The organism is Roseburia sp. AF12-17LB, assembly GCF_003479605.1.
GTDB lineage: Bacteria > Bacillota > Clostridia > Lachnospirales > Lachnospiraceae > Roseburia_C > Roseburia_C amylophila.
Genome location: NZ_QUHR01000002.1, coordinates 48,853 through 68,959 on the forward strand (window position 1 = coordinate 48,853; position 20,107 = coordinate 68,959).

The 20,107-nt window shown below is 39.8% G+C and carries 23 protein-coding genes; 21 read left to right on the forward strand and 2 right to left on the reverse strand.

Features of this window, described 5'->3' with window-relative positions; translation table 11 throughout:
* Positions 1-19 precede the first annotated feature (19 nt).
* Genes cmk through DWV68_RS02825 form a run of 4 tightly spaced genes read left to right on the forward strand, consistent with a single transcriptional unit; the run spans position 20 to position 3,446 of the window.
* The gene (cmk, locus tag DWV68_RS02810; protein ID WP_118056733.1) at positions 20-685 is read left to right on the forward strand and encodes a (d)CMP kinase; all 666 of its coding nucleotides are present in this window, start codon (positions 20-22) and stop codon (positions 683-685) included.
* 1 nt (position 686) lies between these two features.
* Positions 687-1,565 (forward strand): 4-hydroxy-3-methylbut-2-enyl diphosphate reductase, encoded by an 879-nt coding sequence (gene ispH / locus DWV68_RS02815; RefSeq protein WP_118056732.1) that lies wholly within the window; start codon positions 687-689, stop codon positions 1,563-1,565.
* Positions 1,546-2,652 (forward strand): 30S ribosomal protein S1, encoded by a 1,107-nt coding sequence (gene rpsA / locus DWV68_RS02820; RefSeq protein WP_118056731.1) that lies wholly within the window; start codon positions 1,546-1,548, stop codon positions 2,650-2,652. Before ispH ends, rpsA begins: the two co-directional genes overlap by 20 nt.
* A 20-nt stretch (positions 2,653-2,672) precedes the next feature.
* Positions 2,673-3,446, forward strand: coding sequence for a CheR family methyltransferase (locus DWV68_RS02825; RefSeq protein ID WP_022243737.1), 774 nt, complete (start codon positions 2,673-2,675; stop codon positions 3,444-3,446).
* 125 nt (positions 3,447-3,571) lie between these two features.
* On the opposite strand, the gene DWV68_RS02830 is transcribed toward DWV68_RS02825, so the two are convergent.
* Positions 3,572-4,678, reverse strand: a complete 1,107-nt coding sequence (locus tag DWV68_RS02830) for a ribonuclease H-like domain-containing protein (RefSeq protein WP_118057421.1) — start codon at positions 4,676-4,678, stop codon at positions 3,572-3,574.
* A gap of 196 nt (positions 4,679-4,874) precedes the next feature.
* Here DWV68_RS02830 and rsxC point away from each other — a divergent pair, with 196 nt between their 5' ends.
* The 7 genes from rsxC (at position 4,875) to DWV68_RS02865 (ending at position 11,370) form a co-directional block, all read left to right on the forward strand.
* Positions 4,875-6,203, forward strand: coding sequence for an electron transport complex subunit RsxC (gene rsxC / locus DWV68_RS02835; RefSeq protein WP_118665011.1), 1,329 nt, complete (start codon positions 4,875-4,877; stop codon positions 6,201-6,203).
* A gap of 21 nt (positions 6,204-6,224) precedes the next feature.
* Positions 6,225-7,172 carry an RnfABCDGE type electron transport complex subunit D gene (locus DWV68_RS02840; protein WP_022243740.1) on the forward strand — a complete coding sequence of 316 codons (948 nt, stop codon included), beginning with the start codon at positions 6,225-6,227 and terminating at the stop codon, positions 7,170-7,172.
* Positions 7,165-7,773, forward strand: coding sequence for an RnfABCDGE type electron transport complex subunit G (locus DWV68_RS02845; RefSeq protein ID WP_117841015.1), 609 nt, complete (start codon positions 7,165-7,167; stop codon positions 7,771-7,773). The genes DWV68_RS02840 and DWV68_RS02845 overlap by 8 nt, the downstream gene beginning before the upstream one ends.
* Entirely contained in the window at positions 7,773-8,495 is a 723-nt protein-coding gene (rsxE, locus tag DWV68_RS02850) for an electron transport complex subunit RsxE (RefSeq protein ID WP_022243742.1), read from the forward strand. The genes DWV68_RS02845 and rsxE overlap by 1 nt, the downstream gene beginning before the upstream one ends.
* Before the next feature lie 14 nt (positions 8,496-8,509).
* Entirely contained in the window at positions 8,510-9,085 is a 576-nt protein-coding gene (gene rsxA, locus DWV68_RS02855) for an electron transport complex subunit RsxA (protein ID WP_022243743.1), read from the forward strand.
* A 13-nt stretch (positions 9,086-9,098) separates the two neighbouring features.
* The gene (locus tag DWV68_RS02860; protein WP_118057423.1) at positions 9,099-9,890 is read left to right on the forward strand and encodes an RnfABCDGE type electron transport complex subunit B; all 792 of its coding nucleotides are present in this window, start codon (positions 9,099-9,101) and stop codon (positions 9,888-9,890) included.
* A gap of 82 nt (positions 9,891-9,972) precedes the next feature.
* Complete coding sequence (locus tag DWV68_RS02865) at positions 9,973-11,370, forward strand: MATE family efflux transporter (protein ID WP_117698414.1); 1,398 nt, start codon at positions 9,973-9,975, stop codon at positions 11,368-11,370.
* 8 nt (positions 11,371-11,378) lie between these two features.
* Here DWV68_RS02865 and DWV68_RS02870 read toward each other — a convergent pair whose 3' ends face one another.
* On the reverse strand, positions 11,379-12,407 hold the full coding sequence (locus DWV68_RS02870) for an FAD:protein FMN transferase (protein ID WP_242988781.1): 1,029 nt from the start codon (positions 12,405-12,407) through the stop codon (positions 11,379-11,381).
* Between the two features lie 177 nt (positions 12,408-12,584).
* On the opposite strand from DWV68_RS02870, the gene proB reads away from it, so the two are divergent.
* The 10 genes from proB to DWV68_RS02920 all read left to right on the forward strand — a co-directional run bounded on the left by proB (position 12,585) and on the right by DWV68_RS02920 (position 20,051).
* Positions 12,585-13,439 carry a glutamate 5-kinase gene (proB, locus tag DWV68_RS02875; RefSeq protein ID WP_117698413.1) on the forward strand — a complete coding sequence of 285 codons (855 nt, stop codon included), beginning with the start codon at positions 12,585-12,587 and terminating at the stop codon, positions 13,437-13,439.
* 4 nt (positions 13,440-13,443) lie between these two features.
* Entirely contained in the window at positions 13,444-13,671 is a 228-nt protein-coding gene (locus DWV68_RS02880) for a DUF896 domain-containing protein (protein ID WP_117946917.1), read from the forward strand.
* A complete protein-coding gene (locus tag DWV68_RS02885) occupies positions 13,643-14,230 on the forward strand; it encodes a 5-formyltetrahydrofolate cyclo-ligase (RefSeq protein WP_118057424.1) in 588 nt (195 codons plus the stop codon). The genes DWV68_RS02880 and DWV68_RS02885 overlap by 29 nt, the downstream gene beginning before the upstream one ends.
* 12 nt (positions 14,231-14,242) lie before the next feature.
* Positions 14,243-15,487 carry a glutamate-5-semialdehyde dehydrogenase gene (locus DWV68_RS02890; RefSeq protein WP_118057425.1) on the forward strand — a complete coding sequence of 415 codons (1,245 nt, stop codon included), beginning with the start codon at positions 14,243-14,245 and terminating at the stop codon, positions 15,485-15,487.
* Positions 15,488-15,518: 31 nt separating this feature from the next.
* A complete protein-coding gene (miaB, locus tag DWV68_RS02895) occupies positions 15,519-16,958 on the forward strand; it encodes a tRNA (N6-isopentenyl adenosine(37)-C2)-methylthiotransferase MiaB (protein WP_118057496.1) in 1,440 nt (479 codons plus the stop codon).
* Complete coding sequence (locus tag DWV68_RS02900) at positions 16,959-17,336, forward strand: NusG domain II-containing protein (protein ID WP_022243752.1); 378 nt, start codon at positions 16,959-16,961, stop codon at positions 17,334-17,336.
* Between the two features lie 8 nt (positions 17,337-17,344).
* On the forward strand, positions 17,345-17,854 hold the full coding sequence (locus DWV68_RS02905) for a Gx transporter family protein (protein ID WP_118057426.1): 510 nt from the start codon (positions 17,345-17,347) through the stop codon (positions 17,852-17,854).
* Positions 17,818-18,435: a Holliday junction branch migration protein RuvA gene (ruvA, locus tag DWV68_RS02910; RefSeq protein WP_118057427.1), complete on the forward strand. Its 618-nt coding sequence runs from the start codon at positions 17,818-17,820 to the stop codon at positions 18,433-18,435. The genes DWV68_RS02905 and ruvA overlap by 37 nt, the downstream gene beginning before the upstream one ends.
* 12 nt (positions 18,436-18,447) lie before the next feature.
* On the forward strand, positions 18,448-19,440 hold the full coding sequence (gene ruvB, locus DWV68_RS02915; protein ID WP_022243755.1) for a Holliday junction branch migration DNA helicase RuvB: 993 nt from the start codon (positions 18,448-18,450) through the stop codon (positions 19,438-19,440).
* 95 nt (positions 19,441-19,535) lie between these two features.
* Positions 19,536-20,051 carry a cell division protein ZapA gene (locus DWV68_RS02920; RefSeq protein ID WP_118665013.1) on the forward strand — a complete coding sequence of 172 codons (516 nt, stop codon included), beginning with the start codon at positions 19,536-19,538 and terminating at the stop codon, positions 20,049-20,051.
* Positions 20,052-20,107 lie beyond the last annotated feature (56 nt).

The window sequence follows — 20,107 nt, forward strand, 5'->3', positions numbered from 1 at the left end:
AAAAATCGGAGGATAAAAAATGAGCTTTAATATAGCAATTGACGGACCGGCAGGAGCCGGAAAAAGCACTATAGCAAAACAGCTTGCAAAGGAACTTTCTTTTATATATGTAGATACAGGAGCCATGTATCGGAGTATGGCATTGTATTTTATGAGAAATGGCATTGCAAAGGAAGATGAGGCAGCAATTTCAGATGCCTGTAAAACCGTGGAAGTATCTATTGCCTATGAGAACGGAGAACAGCAGGTGCTTTTAAACGGTGAGAATGTCAGCAAAGAAATCCGGAAAGAAGAAGTTGGAAAAATGGCATCTGCCACCAGTGTTTATAAGGAAGTCCGCACAAAACTGGTTGAATTACAGCAGAAGCTTGCAGCAGATAAAGATGTTATCATGGATGGAAGAGATATCGGAACCTGTGTGCTGCCGAATGCCCAGGTAAAGATTTATCTTACTGCAAGTGTTGAAACAAGAGCCGAGAGAAGATATCAGGAATTGCAGGAAAAAGGTGCTGCCTGTGACTTGGAAGTGATTAAAAAAGATATTGCGGACCGTGATTATCAGGATATGCATCGGGAAATTTCACCATTAAAGCAGGCAGAAGATGCCATTCTTGTAGATTCTTCGGATATGGGAATTGAAGAAGTGGTAGAAACCATCAAAAATATTTATAGGGAAAAATGTTAATATGAAAAATGTCAGAGTTGCAAAAAGTGCAGGTTTCTGCTTTGGCGTAAAGCGTGCAGTAGATATGGTTTATGCACAGCTTGAAACAAACGATGAAACAAAGGATGGAATAAAAGACCCGATTTATACTTACGGACCGATTATTCATAATGAAGAAGTGGTAAAGGATTTAGAGGCAAAGGGCGTAACCGTAATCCATGATATTTCAGAAATAGAAGAATCAGAAAAAGGAACCATCGTCATCCGTTCCCATGGTGTAGGCGAAAAAATATATCAGACATTAGAAAATGCCGGTTACCATATCGTGGATGCCACCTGTCCTTTTGTAAAGAAGATACATCGTCATGTACGGGAATATGGAGATGCCGGTTATCATGTTGTAATTATCGGAAATGCCAGCCATCCGGAGGTAGAAGGAATCCGTGGATGGGGAAATGAAGAGGAAATTACGGTAATTGGAACGAGGGAAGCAGCAGAAAATTTCCGGGTTTCAGCAGGAAAAAAGGTTTGTATCGTATCACAAACGACAATTAACTACAATAAATTTCAAGAATTAGTTGAAATTATAAATAAAAAAGGTTATGATATAATTGTTTTAAATACAATCTGTAATGCAACGGAAGAGCGGCAGACCCAGTCGAGGGCTTTGGCAAAAGAAGTTGAAGCAATGATTGTGGTTGGTGGGAAGAGCAGTTCCAACACACAGAAGTTATTTGAAATATGTAAAAACGAATGTGCAAATACTTACTATATACAAACCATAGATGATTTGGATCCGGCAGTACTTCGGACCATTGATAACGTAGGTATTACCGCAGGGGCATCTACCCCAAATAAAATTATTGAGGAGGTTCAAAATAATGTCAGAAATGAGTTTTGAACAAATGTTGGAAGAATCTTTTAAAACAATAAGAAATGGAGAGGTAGTCGAAGGCGTCGTTATCGGTGTTAAGCCAGATGAGATCATCCTTAATATTGGATATAAGTCAGACGGAATTATTACACGTAATGAATATACGAACGAAGCAAATGTAGACCTGACCACCGTTGTATCCGTAGGTGACACTATGGAAGCCAAAGTTTTAAAGGTAAATGATGGAGAGGGACAGGTACTTCTTACTTACAAACGTCTTGCTGCTGAAAAAGGAAGCAAGCGTTTAGAGGAAGCATTCAACAATCAGGAAGTGCTTACCGCAAAGGTTACACAGGTATTATCCGGTGGATTAAGTGTTGTAGTTGACGAAGCAAGAGTATTTATTCCTGCAAGCCTTGTATCAGATACTTACGAGAAAGATTTATCTAAGTATGAAGGACAGGAAATTTCATTTGTAATCACTGAGTTCAACCCAAGAAAGAGAAGAATTATTGGTGACAGAAAACAGCTTTTAGTAGCAGAGAAAGCTGAAAAACAGAAAGAACTCATGGAGAGAATCCATGTTGGTGATGTTGTAGAAGGTACAGTAAAGAACGTAACAGACTTTGGCGCATTCATCGACCTTGGTGGAGCAGACGGACTGTTACATATTTCTGAAATGTCCTGGGGACGTGTTGAAAGTCCTAAGAAAGTATTCAAAGTTGGCGATACTGTAAAAGTATTCATCAAAGATATCAATGAGAGTAAGATTGCACTGAGCATGAAATTTGAGGATGAGAATCCTTGGAATAATGCTGCAGAGAAATATGCAGTAGGTAATGTGGTAACAGGTGTTGTTGCAAGAATGACAGACTTTGGTGCATTCGTAGAATTAGCTCCTGGAGTAGATGCATTACTTCATGTATCCCAGATTTCTAGAGAGCATGTTGAGAAACCTTCTGATGTATTAAAAGTAGGTCAGGAAGTAGAAGCTAAAGTAGTTGACTTTAATGAAGAAGACAAGAAAATCAGCTTAAGCATGAAAGCACTTCTGCCAGAAGAGGAAACAGATACAGAAGAAGTATATAGCGAAGAAGTTCCTACAGAAGAATAATAAGGTAGGAGGTAGCATATATGTTTGAAGGCTATGAAAAGTTTAAAAAAGATATATATGCAATGACCACGATTGACTTAAATGCTTACAAAGAGAAACAGATGCGTCGTAGGATTGACAGCCTTTTGGTAAAGAATAAGGCTCAGTCCTATGATGAGTATGTACATCTGCTTCATACAGATAAAGAGAAGTTTGACCAGTTTATTAATTTCCTGACTATTAATGTTTCAGAATTTTACCGGAACCCGGAACAGTGGAAGTTTTTGGACGAAGAGGTTTTCCCGGCACTTATAAAACAGTTTGGCAGCAATTTGAAAATCTGGAGTGCAGCGTGTTCTACCGGAGATGAGCCATACTCTCTTGTAATGGCTTTATCAAAGCATGTTCCGCTGAACCAGATACATATAATTGCTACTGATATTGATAAACAGGTACTTGAGAAAGCAAGAGTTGGACTTTATAACGAAAAGAGCATTGAATCTGTACCGGATGATTTGAAGCGTAAGTATTTTACACAGGTAGGAAAATCCTATAAGATTTCCGATGAAATCAAAAAGCATGTAGAATTTCGGGAACATAATCTTTTGCGGGATCCATATCCATCAGGTTGCCATTTGATTGTCTGCAGAAATGTAGTAATTTATTTTACAGAAGAAGCAAAAGACGAGATTTATCGCAAGTTCTATGATTCTTTGGCAAAAGATGGAATGTTATTTATCGGAAGTACAGAGCAGATTATGAATTATCGTGAGTTGAATTTAAAAAGGCATCAGTCATTTTTCTTTCAGAAATAATAATGACATAGTAAAGACCTCGTTCTCAAAATTGGGAAAGAGGTCTTTTTTTACAGGAAATTGCTTTCCTGTAAAGTAAAAAAAACGCTCCGCGAGGATGCACACTGCGGCGTATAATGTAGGTATCACTTAATTTTCTTGTTTTTTATAGCTTCTAACAAGTGGTTTACATAACTATGAATAAGCTCCGGAGATGAAAGAAATTTTTCCGTAAGTTCAAAGTAAGATATTTTTTCCTTATAGTCGTGTTTAAAAGAAGGAGAAATAAGCTCTTCGTACTGTGGAAGAAAGCTTCCTTCATGCCGGGTATAGCAGGTGGCAGCGGTAGCCTGTCTGCGGTGTTCTTTATCGACATATGATGCTACACTTTTGTGCATTGCAGTATCTTCAGCCGGAAGATAATAATAATCCTTATAATTTGGAAAGAAATATTTCAGGGCATCCTCTTCTAAACGGACGGAGAGGGTGCATTTTTTGCCCTTTGCATAGAAATAAACAGAACCTATGCGGCAGGAAATATGCTTTGGAAATGGAAATTCCGGCTCAATAGAAAGAATCAGTTCTTTCTTTTCCTGTTGCTTATAATCTGTATATTCAGAAACAGAAGCACTGCAGGATAAATACTGTCCGTAAAACAGATGGACATAGGATAAGACGGGAAGTAATGCAGGCATATCCAGAACATCTTCGTAGTTGTGGAGCAGAAGAATTTCCAATTTATCCGGACGTGGTTCCTTGGTATACGAATGATAGATCTCAATCAATTCACCGCCGGAATATAAGTCATCCCTGCCAATACCAAGAAAAGCTTCGATGGTCTTCTGCTTGTAATTTGGCAGCTGGAGAATATGCTTTATCTGGGAAATGGATTTGAAAATATCCACATAAGTAAAATCAGCAAAGTGCTCGTTACATTCATAAGTATTGCATTTTGCTTTCAGATAAGGAATATCAAAGCCGATTCCATTGAAAGTGATAATTGTATCAAAACCGTCTAATAGCAAAAGAAACTGCTCAAGTACTTCTTTTTCTTCTTCCGGTGTTTCGGCAAAAAACTGTTTGATATAAAGCATCTGTTCTATATGATAGGCACATCCAATCAGATAAAGACTGGTATGAGCCGGGGAAAATCCGGTAGTTTCGATATCGAAAAAGACAGAGGAAGCAGTGAATATTTCCTCATCTAAATTCGAAGCCGGACTATATGGAATTTCATGTACAATTGTTTTCATATCTGCCCTCCTGTCATTTTTTTATTATACACGATGTATGGTCAAAAAGTAATCATTCCTTGTTAAAAATCGACAAAAATATTGAGAAAAAATCTTTTTAGTGTGTCAAAAAATTCTAATTTGTGTTATAATACATTTTATGTTAAATGCATTGCATATGCAGTGTAATACTATCATAGAAAGAGGGGCACATAAGATGGGTTTAATGACATTTAAAGGTGGCGTCCATCCTTTCGAAGGAAAGGATTTATCAAAAGATAAGCCAATACGTGAATTATTACCCAAAGGTGAACTGGTATATCCGTTATCGCAGCATATTGGAGCACCGGCAACACCAATCGTAGCGGTAGGAGATTCCGTTTTGAAAGGGCAGAAGATAGCAGAAGCAGGCGGCTTCGTATCTGCACCAATCCATGCGTCCGTATCCGGAACTGTTAAGAAAATTGAGCCAAGAAGAGTTCCAACAGGTGATATGGTGAACTCCATTGTAATTGAAAGCGATGGTGAATTTAAGGAGGTAGAGTATCAGGCAGTAGAAGACGTCAGTGCTCTTTCCAAAGAAGAAATTATTAACCGTATAAAAGAAGCGGGAGTTGTTGGTATGGGTGGAGCAGGATTCCCAACCCATGTAAAATTATCTCCGAAGGAACCGGAAAAAATCGACTATATTATTGCCAACTGTGCAGAGTGTGAACCATATCTGACATCTGATTACCGCATCATGTTAGATCACACGGAAGAACTGGTAGAAGGCATGCGTATCATTCTCAGTATGTTTGAACATGCCAAGGGTGTATTTGCAGTCGAGAATAATAAACCGGATTGTATCGCAAAATTATTAGAATTAACGAAAGATGAGCCTCGTATGGAGGTCGCACCTCTTATGACAAAATATCCACAGGGTGGTGAACGTCAGCTTATTTATGCAGTAACCAAACGTGCAATTAATTCCAAGATGCTTCCGGCAGATGCAGGATGTATCGTAGATAATGTTGCAACCATGGTTGCCGTATACCATGCAGTAAAAGAAGGAAAACCTGTTACAAGCAGAATCTTTACAGTTACCGGTGATGCAGTAGAAGATCCGGGTAACTTTGAGTTCTTAATCGGAACCAGTTTCCAGGAACTTTTAGATGCTGCCGGTGGATTTAAAGAGCAGCCGGAGAAAATTATTTCCGGTGGACCAATGATGGGCTTTTCCATGTTCGGATTAGATGTGCCGACAACCAAGACTACCTCGGCACTCCTTTGTATGACCAAAGATGAAGTGGCAGAAGCAGATGCAGATGCAACAGCATGCATCAATTGTGGTCGTTGCGTAGAAGCATGTCCGGAACAGATTGTTCCATCCAGATTATCTAAATTCTCAGAGCATGGAGATATGGCAGAATTTGAAAAATGGCATGGTCTTGAGTGCGTGGAATGTGGAAGCTGCAGTTTTATCTGCCCGGCAAAACGTCCGTTAGCACAGCTTATTAAGACAATGAAAAAACAGGTTCTTGCTGAAAAGAAAAAAAATAAATAACAAAGAAAGAGGTGGACTATTGTGAGTGAGTTATATCATGTATCATCATCACCACATGTACGAGCCAAAGATACAACAAGCAGAATCATGCTTTATGTAATTATAGCTCTGCTTCCAACAAGTATATTTGGTATTGTTAATTTTGGATATAAAGCAGCAGTATTGATTTTGGTATCTGTTGCAAGCTGTATTGCATCAGAGTGGATTTTCAATCTGATTGTACATAAGAAGAATACCGTCAGTGATTTAAGTGCGGTAGTTACCGGACTGTTACTTGCATTAAACCTGCCGGCATCCCTTCCATGGTGGGAAGCTGTAATCGGCAGTGTATTTGCAATCGTTATTGTTAAAATGATGTTTGGCGGACTGGGACAGAACTTTATGAACCCGGCACTGGGTGCAAGATGCTTTTTACTGATAGCATTTGCCGCAGACATGACAAACTTTACCGTAGATGGATATTCAGGAGCAACTCCACTGGCTCTGATCAGAGAACAGGGCGTTGGAGCTGTTAATACCATGAATATGTTAATTGGTAAGACAGCCGGAACCATCGGAGAGACATCCGCTATTGCTATCTTAATTGGAGCAATGTTCTTAATCCTGATGGGTGTCATTACACTTCGGATTCCGGGAACCTATATCATTACATTTGTAGTATTTATCAGCTTGTTCGGCGGACATGGCTTTGACATCGACTATATCGTTGCTGAGCTTTGTGGTGGTGGATTAATGCTTGGTGCATTCTTTATGGCAACCGACTATGTAACATCACCAATCACACCGAAGGGACAGATTTTATATGGAATTCTTTTAGGTATTCTTACCGGATTATTCCGTATCTTTGGAGCAAACGCAGAAGGTGTATCCTTTGCAATTATTTTAAGCAACCTTCTGGTTCCTATGATTGAAAGGATTACAATTCCAAAGGCCTTTGGACAGGTAAAGGAGGCAAAGCAGCATGAATAAGAAGATTGTACATGACGCGTTGATTTTAACCGTATTTACCGTAGTAATCGGATTTATTCTCGGACTGGTATATGAGATTACCAAGGATCCGATTGCAAAGGCAGAAGAGGCAACTGCACAGGCTGCATACAAAGCAGTGTTTGAAGATGCAGATTCTTTTTCCACCTATGATTTTGATGCAGAAGCCGCAGCCAGCCTGTTAGAGCAGAATGGTTACAGTGATGAAATCAATGGTGTGCAGGAAGCATTAGATAAAGATGGCAATGTATTAGGCTATGTGATTACTGTAACAGCTAAAGACGGAAGCCAGGGTAATATCACATTTTCTGTTGGCATAAAGAATGATGGAACCGTAAACGGCTATTCCGTTACCAGTATGTCAGAGACACCTGGACTTGGAGACAAGGCAAAGACAGAAGACTTCTCCAAACAGTATAAGAATAAGAATGTAGACAGCTTTACCGTTGTGAAACAGGCACCATCTGCTGATAACGAGATTGAAGCAATTTCCGGTGCAACCATTACATCAAAAGCAATGACCAATGGTGTAAATGCCTGCATTACATACTTCCAGAATGAATTGGAAGGAGGCGCTGAATAATGAATAAGTATTTAGAACGCGTATATAACGGATTGATTAAAGAAAATCCTACCTTTGTACTGATGCTTGGTATGTGTCCGACACTGGCAGTAACAACATCAGCAATGAATGCACTGGGAATGGGATTATCTACAACAGTGGTATTGATTTTCTCTAACCTGTTGATTTCCTTATTCCGTAAAGCAATTCCAAATGGTGTCAGAATGCCGGCATACATTGTTATCGTAGCATCTTTGGTAACCATTGTAGAATTTATTATGAAGGCTTATACACCGGCACTGGCTAAACAGCTTGGTGTATATATCCCTCTTATTGTTGTTAACTGTATTATCCTTGGACGAGCAGAAAGCTATGCATCTAAAAATCCACCTGTATTGTCTATCTTAGACGGTGTTGGTATGGGACTTGGATTTACCTTCGGATTAACCTGTATTGGCATTGTCCGTGAGATTTTAGGTGCAGGACAGTTGTTTGGATTCCAGATTCTTTCACTGAAATGGTATACACCAATCAATATCTTTGTTATGGCACCGGGTGCATTCTTGGTACTGGCATTCTTAGTTGCTTTAATGAGTATTGTTCGTCAGAAGATGGAAGCAAAAGGCAAACCACTGGCAGAGCCTGCCGGCTGTATCAGTGGAGACTGTGCCGGATGCAGCATGTCTGCAACCTGCAGCGAAAAAGAGAAGAAAGCTGCAGATGCAGAGGAAAAAAGTGAATAGGAGGAATATGACAGATGCAGACATTATTATTGATTGCAATTGGTTCAGCCATTGTAAATAACGTAGTATTAAGCCAGTTCCTTGGTATCTGTCCTTTCTTGGGTGTATCAAAGAAAACAGAGACCGCTGCTGGAATGGGTGGAGCCGTTATCTTTGTCATAACGATATCCTCCTTTGTTACCTCATTGATTTATAAGTTTATACTGATTCCGACGGGAACACAGTATTTACAGACTATTGTATTTATTCTTGTAATCGCAGCGCTGGTACAGTTTGTAGAAATGTTCTTAAAGAAATCCATGCCTGCTCTTTATAAGAGCCTTGGAGTGTATCTTCCTTTGATTACAACCAACTGTGCAGTATTAGGTGTAGCACTTACCAACGTAACCAAAGAGTATGGTATCTTAGAGGGCGTTGTAAACGGTTTTGCAACCGCATTTGGATTCTTTATTGCTATTACAATTATGGCAGGAATTCGTGAAAAAATTGAATATAATGATATCCCTAAGCCATTTAAAGGAACAGCAATTGTATTAATTACAGCATGTCTGATGTCCATTGCATTTATGGGCTTCTCAGGAATGATTTAGGAGGAAAGAAAAGATGAGTGTACAGGCAATTATTATTGCAGCCGTTATTGTAGGCGGCGTAGGACTTTTTATTGGATTTTTCCTCGGCGTTTCCGGAGAAAAGTTCAAAGTAGAAGTAGATGAAAGGGAAGAAGCAATTGTTGGTGTTCTTCCTGGAAATAACTGTGGTGGTTGTGGTTATGCCGGATGTTCCGGTCTTGCAGCTGCTATTGTAAAAGGTGATGCCCCGGTCAATGGATGTCCTGTTGGTGGTGCGCCGGTTGCAGCAAAAGTCGGGGAAATCATGGGTGTTGCTGCAGAAGAAGGCGCAAAGCAGGTTGCCTTTGTAAAATGTGCAGGAACCTGTGAAAAAGCCGGTCATGATTATGAATATACCGGAGTAGAAGATTGTGCTGCTATGGCATTTATTCCGGGCGGCGGAGCAAAGAGCTGTAGCTATGGCTGCCTTGGCTTTGGAAACTGTGTAAAGGCATGTCCGTTTGATGCGATCCATGTTGTAGACGGTATTGCAAAGGTGGATAAGGAAGTTTGTAAAGCATGTGGAAAATGTATTGCAGCCTGTCCAAAGCATTTGATAGAGCTGGTTCCATATGAAGCAAAGCATCTGGTACAGTGCAGTTCCAAGGATAAAGGCAAAGACGTTATGAAAGCCTGCTCCGTAGGTTGTATTGGCTGTCATCTCTGTGAGAAGAACTGTCCAAATGATGCTGTTCATGTCGTAGATAATGTGGCTTATATCGACCAGGAGAAATGTACCGGATGTGGCATTTGTGCCGAGAAATGTCCGAAGAAGATTATTTTATAATCGTTTCTGTGATAGAAAGAACGGGATTGTCATTGATTTGGCAGTCCCGTTTTGCGTAGTTGATGTTATATGAGGATTGGATATGAGAAAATTTAGAGAAAAGTATATTGGAAATAAAGATTTTTATAAAATGGTTCTGCTGGTAGCTATTCCAATTATGATACAGAATGCCATCACTAACTTTGTGAGTCTTTTGGACAATATCATGGTAGGACTGGTTGGAACGGAGCAGATGTCCGGTGTCGCAATCATCAATCAGTTGATGCTGGTTTACAATATCTGTATTTTTGGAGCAGTATCCGGTGCAGGCATTTTTGGGGCACAGTTTTATGGAAAAGGGGACCATAAAGGAGTGCGGGATGCCTTCCGTTTTAAAATTGTAGCCTGTGGTTTCTTAGCAGTCATATGGATGCTGATATTGGGCTTTGCAAATGAACCGTTAATTCGGCTGTTTTTGCATGAAGGAGGAAGCACGGGAGATATTGAAGCTACATTATTGTATGCAAAACAGTATTTACAGACGGTAATGCCATCCATGGTTCCTTTTGCATTGATTCAGGCATATGCCCAGACATTACGTGAAACAGGAGAAACGGTTCTTCCGATGAAAGCCGGAATTGCTTCTGTAGCAGTAAATCTGATGTTTGACTATGTATTAATATTTGGTGCATTTGGACTGCCTGCATTAGGAGTAAGAGGTGCAGCGGCAGCAACCGTATTGGCAAGAGTTGTGGAATGCATTATTGTTGTCTTGTGGACCCATGCGAGAGCAGATAAGAATCATTTTATTGTAGGAGCTTACCGTGATTTTAAAATACCGGGAACACTGGTACGACAGATTATCATAAAAGGAACGCCATTGCTTTTAAATGAGACTTTATGGGCTGGAGGAATGGCAGTCCTGATGCAGTGTTATTCCACAAGAGGTCTTGCTGTTGTAGCTGGATTTAACATATCAAATACAGTAGCCAATCTTTTTAATGTTGTATTTATTGCGTTGGGAAGTGCGATATCCATCATTGTAGGACAGCAGCTTGGTGCTGGTAAATTGGAAGAGGCGGTGGATACGGACCGCAAGATGATTGTATTTTCTGTATTTTGTTGTTTTGTTATAGGAGCCTGCATGTTTGCGATTGCTCCGTTCTTTCCAAGAATATACAATACGACAGAAGAAGTGCGTGGACTGGCAAAACAATTTATCCGGATTGCATCAGCCTGCATGCCGTTATATGGATTTATGCATGCAACCTATTTCACACTGCGTTCCGGTGGCAGGACAGTCATTACCTTTCTTTTTGACAGTGTCTATATCTGGGTGGTAGATATTCCACTGGCATTTGTGTTAACCAGATTTACAGGAGTTCCGATTGTATCTATTTATTTATCCTGTCAGTTGATAGAGATTATAAAATGCATCATCGGATATGTTATGGTAAAGAAGAAAATCTGGGTCAACAATATGGTTATGGAGCAGCAATAGGATTATGTTTACATTTCATGAAATGGAATATTGCTGCCGATGCCGGAAGTGGTATGAAGTTCGTAATCGTCGGTGATAAAAATGGCTTCCGTGTCATCCAAGGATTCTATCAGCTTCATGCCGTCCTCTAATCCTAAAGCAAAACAGGTGGTGGAAAGTCCGTCACCATCTACGGATTTCGGACAGATAATGGTGACACCCAGCAGGTTATTGTCATAAGGATAACCGGTTTTCGGATTTAAAATGTGGTGATAGAAGTTATCACCCACATAGAAATAACGTTCATAAACACCGGAACTTACTACCGTTTCATCAGAGACTTCAACACTGGCAATGGCAGTGCCGTCATCGGAAAATGGTTTCTGGATACCGATATTATAGTTGCTTCCATCTGGTTTATCATCCAGCGTAAGGACATTGCCTCCAAGGTTAATCATGCCGGAGGTAATGTCTTTTTCATTTAAATAATCTTTCATTTTATCAGCAATATAACCTTTGGCGATGCCTCCCAAGTCAATCATGGCATCCGGATTGGAAAGACTAACTTCGTTTCCATCAATAACAATCGCATGATAGTCGATGGTGGAAAGTGTGGCTTCAATATCAGATTCAGATGGAACCGTACCGCTGTTATTTGGAAAGTCCCAGAGGGAAGACAATTTACCAATGGTGATATCGAACTGTCCCAGGCTTAAATCACCATAATAAATACCTTTTTGTAATAATTCAATCGTATCATCATCCACAGTAACCGGTGTGCCACCAGCATTGTTTATTTTACTGATATCGCTGTCTGCGATGGTATTGCTGAAAAGGTTCTCATAATGGGAAGCAAGCTTGAAGCAGTCATCAATATAAGAAGCATTTTCTTCTCCATATAGTGTAATAGTAATGACTGTATTAAAATAAAAATCAGATTTGGAAACGGGTTCTTTGCTGCGTCCGCATCCCATGAAGGAGAAGGAGCAGAAGAAGAGAAAGAAAGCAAGTAAACTGCAGGTTAATTTATAAGAAAATATCGTCTTTTTTGTTTTCATCATGTATACTCCGGTTCTTTTAAAATCATATAGCACAAGCATAGCACAAGGAAGATAAAATTTACAGATGATTTTTTTCGAAAGGTATGATAAAGTATAAAATGTATGCATATGAATAAAAAATTATAACCGGCATTCAGATAGTGAATATGCCGTAGATGATTAAGAGGCGGAAAAATGGATACACAGTTGCGTGAAACATTAAAGAATAAGAAGCGTGTAATTGTAAAAATCGGTTCTTCATCTCTTTTACATGAAGAGACCGGAAAATTAAATCTTTTAAAACTGGAACGTTTGGTAAGAGAATTATGTGATATTAAGAATCAGGGCATGGATGTATGTCTGGTCAGCTCCGGGGCTATTGCAGTAGGAAGACAGTCCATGGGATTCAAAGAAAGACCGGAGAAAATAGCTGTAAAACAGGCATGTGCGGCAGTGGGACAGGCGAGACTTATGATGACTTATCAAAAGCTTTTTTCAGAGTACCACCAGAATGTGGGACAGGTTCTTATGACAAAAAAAACTATGGTTGATAACGTGTCGAGAAAAAATGCCCAGAATACTTTTGAAGAATTGTTTGAAATGGGAATTATACCAATTGTAAATGAAAATGATACCGTATCTACTTATGAGATGCAGTTTGGTGATAACGATTCCCTGTCGGCTATTGTAGCCTCATTGGTAGGAGCAGATTTGTTGATTCTTTTATCTGATATTGACGGGTTGTATACGGATGATCCGAGAAAGAATCCAAAAGCAGAATTGATACCGGTAGTAGAAAAAATTGATAATCGGATTGAAAACATGGCAGGAGATACAGTAGGTAGTGATGTTGGTACCGGTGGAATGACCACCAAATTAACGGCAGCAAGGATTGCAACCTTATCCGGAGCAGATATGATTATTGCCAATGCAAAGGATGTGGGAGTTCTGCATCAGATTTTCGAAGGAAAACAGGTGGGAACCTTTTTCAAAGCCAATAAAAATGATGATTTCTATATTGCAGATTATGTAGAAGAAAGCATGGAGTAAAAAGATGATTGAAAATACAATAGCAAGAATCAATGAATTATATCATAAATCTCAGAAAGAAGGACTGACACCGGAAGAAAAGGAAGAACAGGCAGCACTTCGCAAGGAATACATAGCAAGTGTAAAGCGGAATCTGAAGGGACAGTTAGATAATATTGATATGGTAAATGCAGATGGAACGGTAACCAATCTGGGAGAAAAATATGGAAACAAAGGCAAGCATCAGAACTAAGTATAAGACACTGCGAAATGCAATGCCGGATAATATTGTAAGAGAAGAATCCCAAAGGATTTGTCAGAATATCAGTACCTGGGAAATCTTTCAGAAAGCAAAAAATTGTTTCTTTTATTATCCCCTTGGGAAAGAAGCTTCTTTATTGCCTTTTTTTAAAGAAAGTATTCAAAAAAGAGCAGCTTTTCCCCGGGTACGTGGAGAAGAAATGGACTTTTGTGAAGTCAATAGTACAGATGATTTTCAGGAAGGGTATTTTCATGTGATGGAGCCAAAGGATGAGATACCGGCGATGGATTTAGCAGAACTTGAGCAGGAGAAAACAATTGTATTCACACCGGGACTGGTCTTTGATATTAACGGTGGAAGAAGCGGATATGGTAAGGGCTTTTATGATCGTTTTTTTCAGAAATATAAGAAAGTAATCCGGGTTGGAATTGCATTATCCTGTCAGCTTGCAGAACAGGTACCTATGGAGGCTTATGATATTCTGATGGATTATCTTGTAACACCGGAGAAGATTTATAAAGTAACGGATAACAGAGACGAAAATAAGTAGCAGGAGGGAATTATGGAATTACAGGAATTAGGTAAGAGAGCAAAAGCAGCAGAAGTCATCATGCGGAATATGGGCATGAAAGAAAAAGAAAAGATTTTGCTTGAAGTTGCAGAACATTTAGTAGAAGATACCGATGCTATTTTAGCAGCAAACCAGAAGGATATGGATGCAGGAAGAGAAGCCGGAATGCATCAGGGACTTTTAGACCGTCTGATGTTAAATAAAGAGCGTATTGCACAGATGGCAGAAGGAATCCGCCAGGTAGCAGAATTAGAAGATCCGGTAGGAGAGGTCCTTTCCATGAAACAGCGCCCGAATGGACTTATGATTGGAAAGAAGCGTGTACCATTAGGTGTCATTGGAATTATTTATGAATCACGTCCAAATGTAACAGCAGATGCCTTTGCTTTGTGCTTTAAAACTGGAAATACCGTGATTTTAAAAGGTGGAAGTGATGCCATTCATTCCAATATGGCAATCGTAAAGAGCATCAATGAAACTTTAAGTAATAACCAGCTGCCGGAAGGAGTGCTTTCTTTAATCGAAGATACCAGCCGGGAAACTGCTACTGCATTTATGAAAATGAATGAGTATGTGGATGTACTGATTCCAAGAGGTGGCTCCGGACTGATTCGTGCTGTGGTAGCCAATGCTACAATTCCGGTGATTGAGACCGGTACCGGTAACTGCCACATTTATGTGGATGAAACCGCAGACCTTGATATGGCGGTGAATATCATTAATAATGCCAAAACACAGCGCATCGGTGTATGTAATGCCTGTGAATCTTTAGTGCTGCATGAGAGCATCGTAGATGAACTGATGCCACGCCTTTCTGCAAAATTATCCGAAAGCCATGTAGAAATCCGTGGGGATGAGCGGGTTCAGAAAGCTACAAAAGATGCAGTGGCTGCAACAGAAAAAGACTGGGGCACCGAATATTTGGATTATATTATTTCTGCAAAGACAGTTTCAGATATTGATGAAGCCATTACACATATCAATAAATATAATACCGGACATTCGGAAGCAATCATTACCAATAATTATGAGCATGCACAGAAGTTCTTAAATGAGATTGATGCTGCGGCTGTTTATGTAAATGCATCCACACGTTTTACCGACGGATTTGAGTTTGGCTTTGGGGCAGAGATCGGAATCAGTACCCAGAAGCTGCATGCCAGAGGACCGATGGGCTTAGAAGCACTGACGACCACCAAATATATCATTTATGGGGATGGCCAGATCAGAGAATAATAAGAAAAATATTAAGAAAACAGGAAAAGAAATGAGAGAAATAGAAAAGATAAATCACACCGGTGAAGTTCCGGTAATGGAACCACAGAGACAATTTTATTTTATGGACCTTGCAAAGCAGTATGTGACGCAGATTTCCAGGAAGAAAGGCAGACCGCTTACCTTTCATGTGACAACTTTTGGGTGCCAGATGAATGCCAGAGATTCCGAAAAGTTATGCGGAATTTTAGAGACCGTAGGTTTTGAAGAGACCGATTCCGAGGAAGCAGATTTTGTCATTTATAATACCTGTACCGTACGTGAAAATGCCAACAATAAGGTTTACGGACGTCTGGGATATTTAAGCGGCTTTAAGAAAAAGAATAAAGATATGATGATTGCATTATGCGGCTGTATGATGCAGGAACCGGAGGTTGTGGAAAAATTAAAACAGAGCTATCGTTTTGTAGACCTGGTTTTCGGAACCCATAATATCTTTAAATTTGCAGAACTTCTGGTACGCTGCTTTGAAGAGCAGAAAATGGTGATTGACATCTGGGATGATACGAAAGAAATTGTAGAAGAACTTCCGGTAGAGCGGAAATACAGCTTTAAGTCCGGTGTTAATATTATGTTTGGCTGCAATAATTTCTGCAGTTACTGTATTGTGCCATATGTAAGAGGAAGAGAACGCAGCAGAAAACCACAGGATATCATAAGAGAAATTGAAAAATTGGTAGCAGATGGTGTAGTAGAAGTTATGCTCTTAGGACAGAATGTCAATTCCTATGGAAAGAACTTAGATACACCAGTGACCTTTGCACAGCTCTTACAGGAAGTAGAAAAGATTGAAGGTCTGGAAAGAATCCGGTTCATGACATCCCATCCAAAGGATTTATCCGATGAACTGATTGAAGTAATGAAGAATTCTAAAAAAATCTGCAGACATCTTCATTTGCCGCTTCAGTCCGGCAGTAGCAGAGTGTTAAAAGAAATGAACCGTCACTATGACAAGGAGCATTATCTTGCACTGGTTGAAAAAATCAAAAAAGCAATGCCGGATCTGGCAATTACAACCGACATTATTGTAGGATTCCCAGGAGAAACCGAAGAAGATTTCTTAGAGACCATGGATGTGGTAAGACAGGTAGAGTATGACAGCGCGTTTACGTTTATTTATTCCAAACGTACCGGAACGCCTGCTGCCAAAATGGAAAATCAGATTCCGGAAGATGTGATAAAAGACCGTTTTGACCGGCTGTTAAAACTGGTACAGGAGATTTCCGCAAAGAAAGCCGGAGCATTAACCGGAAGCGTGCAGGATGTATTAGTTGAAGAATTAGATGAACAGCAGGAAGGTCTTGTGACCGGAAGATTATCCAATAACTCAGTGGTACATCTGCCGGGTGATGCATCCATGATTGGAACCATCGTACCGGTACATTTAAAAGAATGCAAAGGCTTTTATTATATGGGAGAGGTTGCAGAGTAAATGAACCGTCGTTTTGGAAAAAATGATATCCTGTTGCTGGGAATGCTTGCAGTAGTTATTTTAGTTTTCTATGTAGGAATGACCTCTGCATTACAAAGCGGTGACAGTATTATCATTACGGTAAATGGCAGCGAATATGGCAGATATTCCCTGACAGAAAATAAAGAGATTCCAATTAAAATAGATGGAAAAGTTACCAATATCGTAACGATTGAAAATGGGACTGCCTATATGCTTGAGGCGGACTGCCCGGATCAGTTGTGTATGCATCAGAACGCAATTTCCAAAGATAAAGAATCCATTATCTGTCTGCCAAACCGGGTTGTAGTAACCGTAGAAAGTGAGCAGAAAAATACATTGGATGATGTGGCAGGGTAGGTGAAAGCATGAAGAAAAGTGTAGCATATCTTGGCGTGTTTTTGGCACTGGCCATGATATTAAGTTATGTGGAAGCAATATTGCCCTTTGCCATTGGAATACCGGGAGTAAAGCTTGGACTTGCCAACCTTGTTACGGTGCTGATGCTGTATCTGATTGGCTGGAGAGAGGCTCTTTGTGTATCGGTGCTTCGTATTGTGCTTACCGGAATTTTATTTGGAAATTTGGTCAGCATCTGTTATGGACTTGCCGGCGGATTATTAAGCTTTGTACTTATGTTTATTCTGATTCGGATAAACCGTTTTCATGTAGTTACGGTCAGTATCTGTGGCGGAATCATACATAATATGGGACAGCTTATCGTAGCAGGATTTCTGGTAAGCTCATACTATGTCATTTACTATATGCCGGTTTTATTGATTGCAGGCTTTGTGACGGGTGCCCTGATTGGAATTGTGGCAAAGGAAGTAGGAGGAAGATTATGTATTCATATATCAAAGGCGAATTATCCGAAATAGTGGCAGAGAATCATATTGTCGTTGAAAATGGCGGAATCGGCTATAATATTTATATTCCGGGACAGGTATTATCTCTGCTACCGGGAGTTGGCGAAGAAGTAAAAATCTATACTTATCTTTGTGTCAGAGAGGATGCATTTATTTTATATGGTTTTCTTAGTAGAGATGATTTAAATGTATTTAAATTGCTGATTGGTGTATCCGGAATCGGACCAAAGGGTGCACTGGCAATTCTTTCTGTCATGTCAACGGATGATTTGCGTTTTGCAGTATTATCTGATGATGCAAAAGCAATTGCAAAAGCTCCGGGTGTTGGAAATAAGACGGCACAGCGGTTGATTATAGAATTAAAAGACAAGCTTAGTTTAGAGGATGCCTTTGAACAGAAATTAAGCCATACACAGGAAGCTGCTTCTGGTAACGGCTTAAAAGGAATCCGCAATGAAGCGGTAGAGGCACTGGTTTCACTGGGTTATTCTTCCACAGAGGCTTTGAAGGTTCTTCGTGATATTGAAATTACGGAAGACAGTTCGGTAGAAGATATTTTAAAACTGGCTTTGAAGCAGATGGCATTCTTATAAGAGGAGCAGAAAATGGAAAAACGTGTAATTTCAACGCAGATGCAGGATGAAGATATCAAAATCGAAAAAACACTGCGTCCGATGACCTTGGATGAATATATTGGTCAGGAGAAAGCAAAAGCAAATCTTAAAGTGTATATAGAGGCTGCAAAACAGCGTGGAGAGTCCTTAGACCATGTATTGTTTTATGGTCCTCCGGGACTTGGTAAGACTACTCTTGCCGGCATTATTGCCAATGAAATGGGCGTACATATGAAAGTCACTTCCGGTCCGGCAATTGGAAAGCCGGGAGAAATGGCAGCTATTTTGAGTAATCTTGCAGAAGGTGACATTTTATTTGTAGATGAGATTCATCGTTTGAACCGGCAGGTAGAGGAAGTATTATATCCTGCCATGGAGGATTATGTCATTGACATTATGGTGGGAAAAGGCGCAACTGCCCGTTCAATCCGCCTTGATTTACCGCATTTTACGCTGGTTGGTGCCACTACCAGAGCCGGACTTTTATCGGCACCCTTAAGAGACCGTTTTGGAGTGGTACATCATCTGGAATTTTATAATGTGGAGGAACTTAAGACAATTATTGTCCATTCTGCAAAAAAGTTAGAGGTAAAGATTGATGAGGAAGGTGCAATCGAATTGGCACGCCGTTCCAGAGGAACGCCGCGTCTTGCCAACCGCCTTTTAAAGAGGGTGCGTGATTTTGCACAGGTGCAGTACAATGGTGAAATTACCAAAGAAGTAGCATCCTTTGCACTGGATTTACTGGAAGTAGACAAGATGGGATTAGACCAGAATGACAGGAACATTTTGCTTACGATTATTGAAAAATTCCAGGGTGGCCCGGTAGGGCTGGATACCCTTGCGGCAGCGATTGGGGAAGATGCCGGAACCATAGAGGATGTTTATGAACCATATCTTGTAAAGAATGGATTTATCAACCGGACACCAAAGGGAAGGGTCGCAACAGAATTTGCATATCATCACTTTGGAATAGAGGGCTAAGAAAATAGTTGTTTTTCGACAGATTTATAGCTATAATATGCTATATGTAGTAGTCAGAGAATATTTTTAGGCAGATACGCAGAGAGGAAATGAAAATGGCAGCAAAAAATAATACAGAAGTGATTATTGATGGAAAAGTATATATTTTAAGTGGATATGAGAGTCAGGAGTATTTACAGAAGGTAGCAACTTATATCAATGATAAGATTGCAGAATTTAAAATGCTGGATGAATATAAGAGAATTCCAAGTGATATGCGTTCCACATTGCTGGCATTGAACATTGCAGATGATTACTTCAAAGCGAAAAATCAGGTTGAAAAATTAGAGCAGGATTTAGAGGTAAAAGACCGTGAAATCTATGATTTAAAGCATGAACTGATTTCCAACCAGATCCGCATGGAAAGTGATGCCAAATCTTTAAAGGAACTGGAAAAAGAAAATAAAGAGCTGCTTTTAAATAAGACCAGATTAGAAGCAACCTTAGAAGATGCTTTACTTGGTAAAGTAGATAAACTTGAAAAATCGGAAAAAACTGAAAAACCAGAGGAAAAGAAAACAGACCATACGGAAGAAAAGAAAGAGGAAAAGCCTTCCGGAAAGAAAGCGTAATAGAGAATAAAAACTATGAAAGGGGGCAGACATTTATCTGTCCCTTTTGTTGCCAT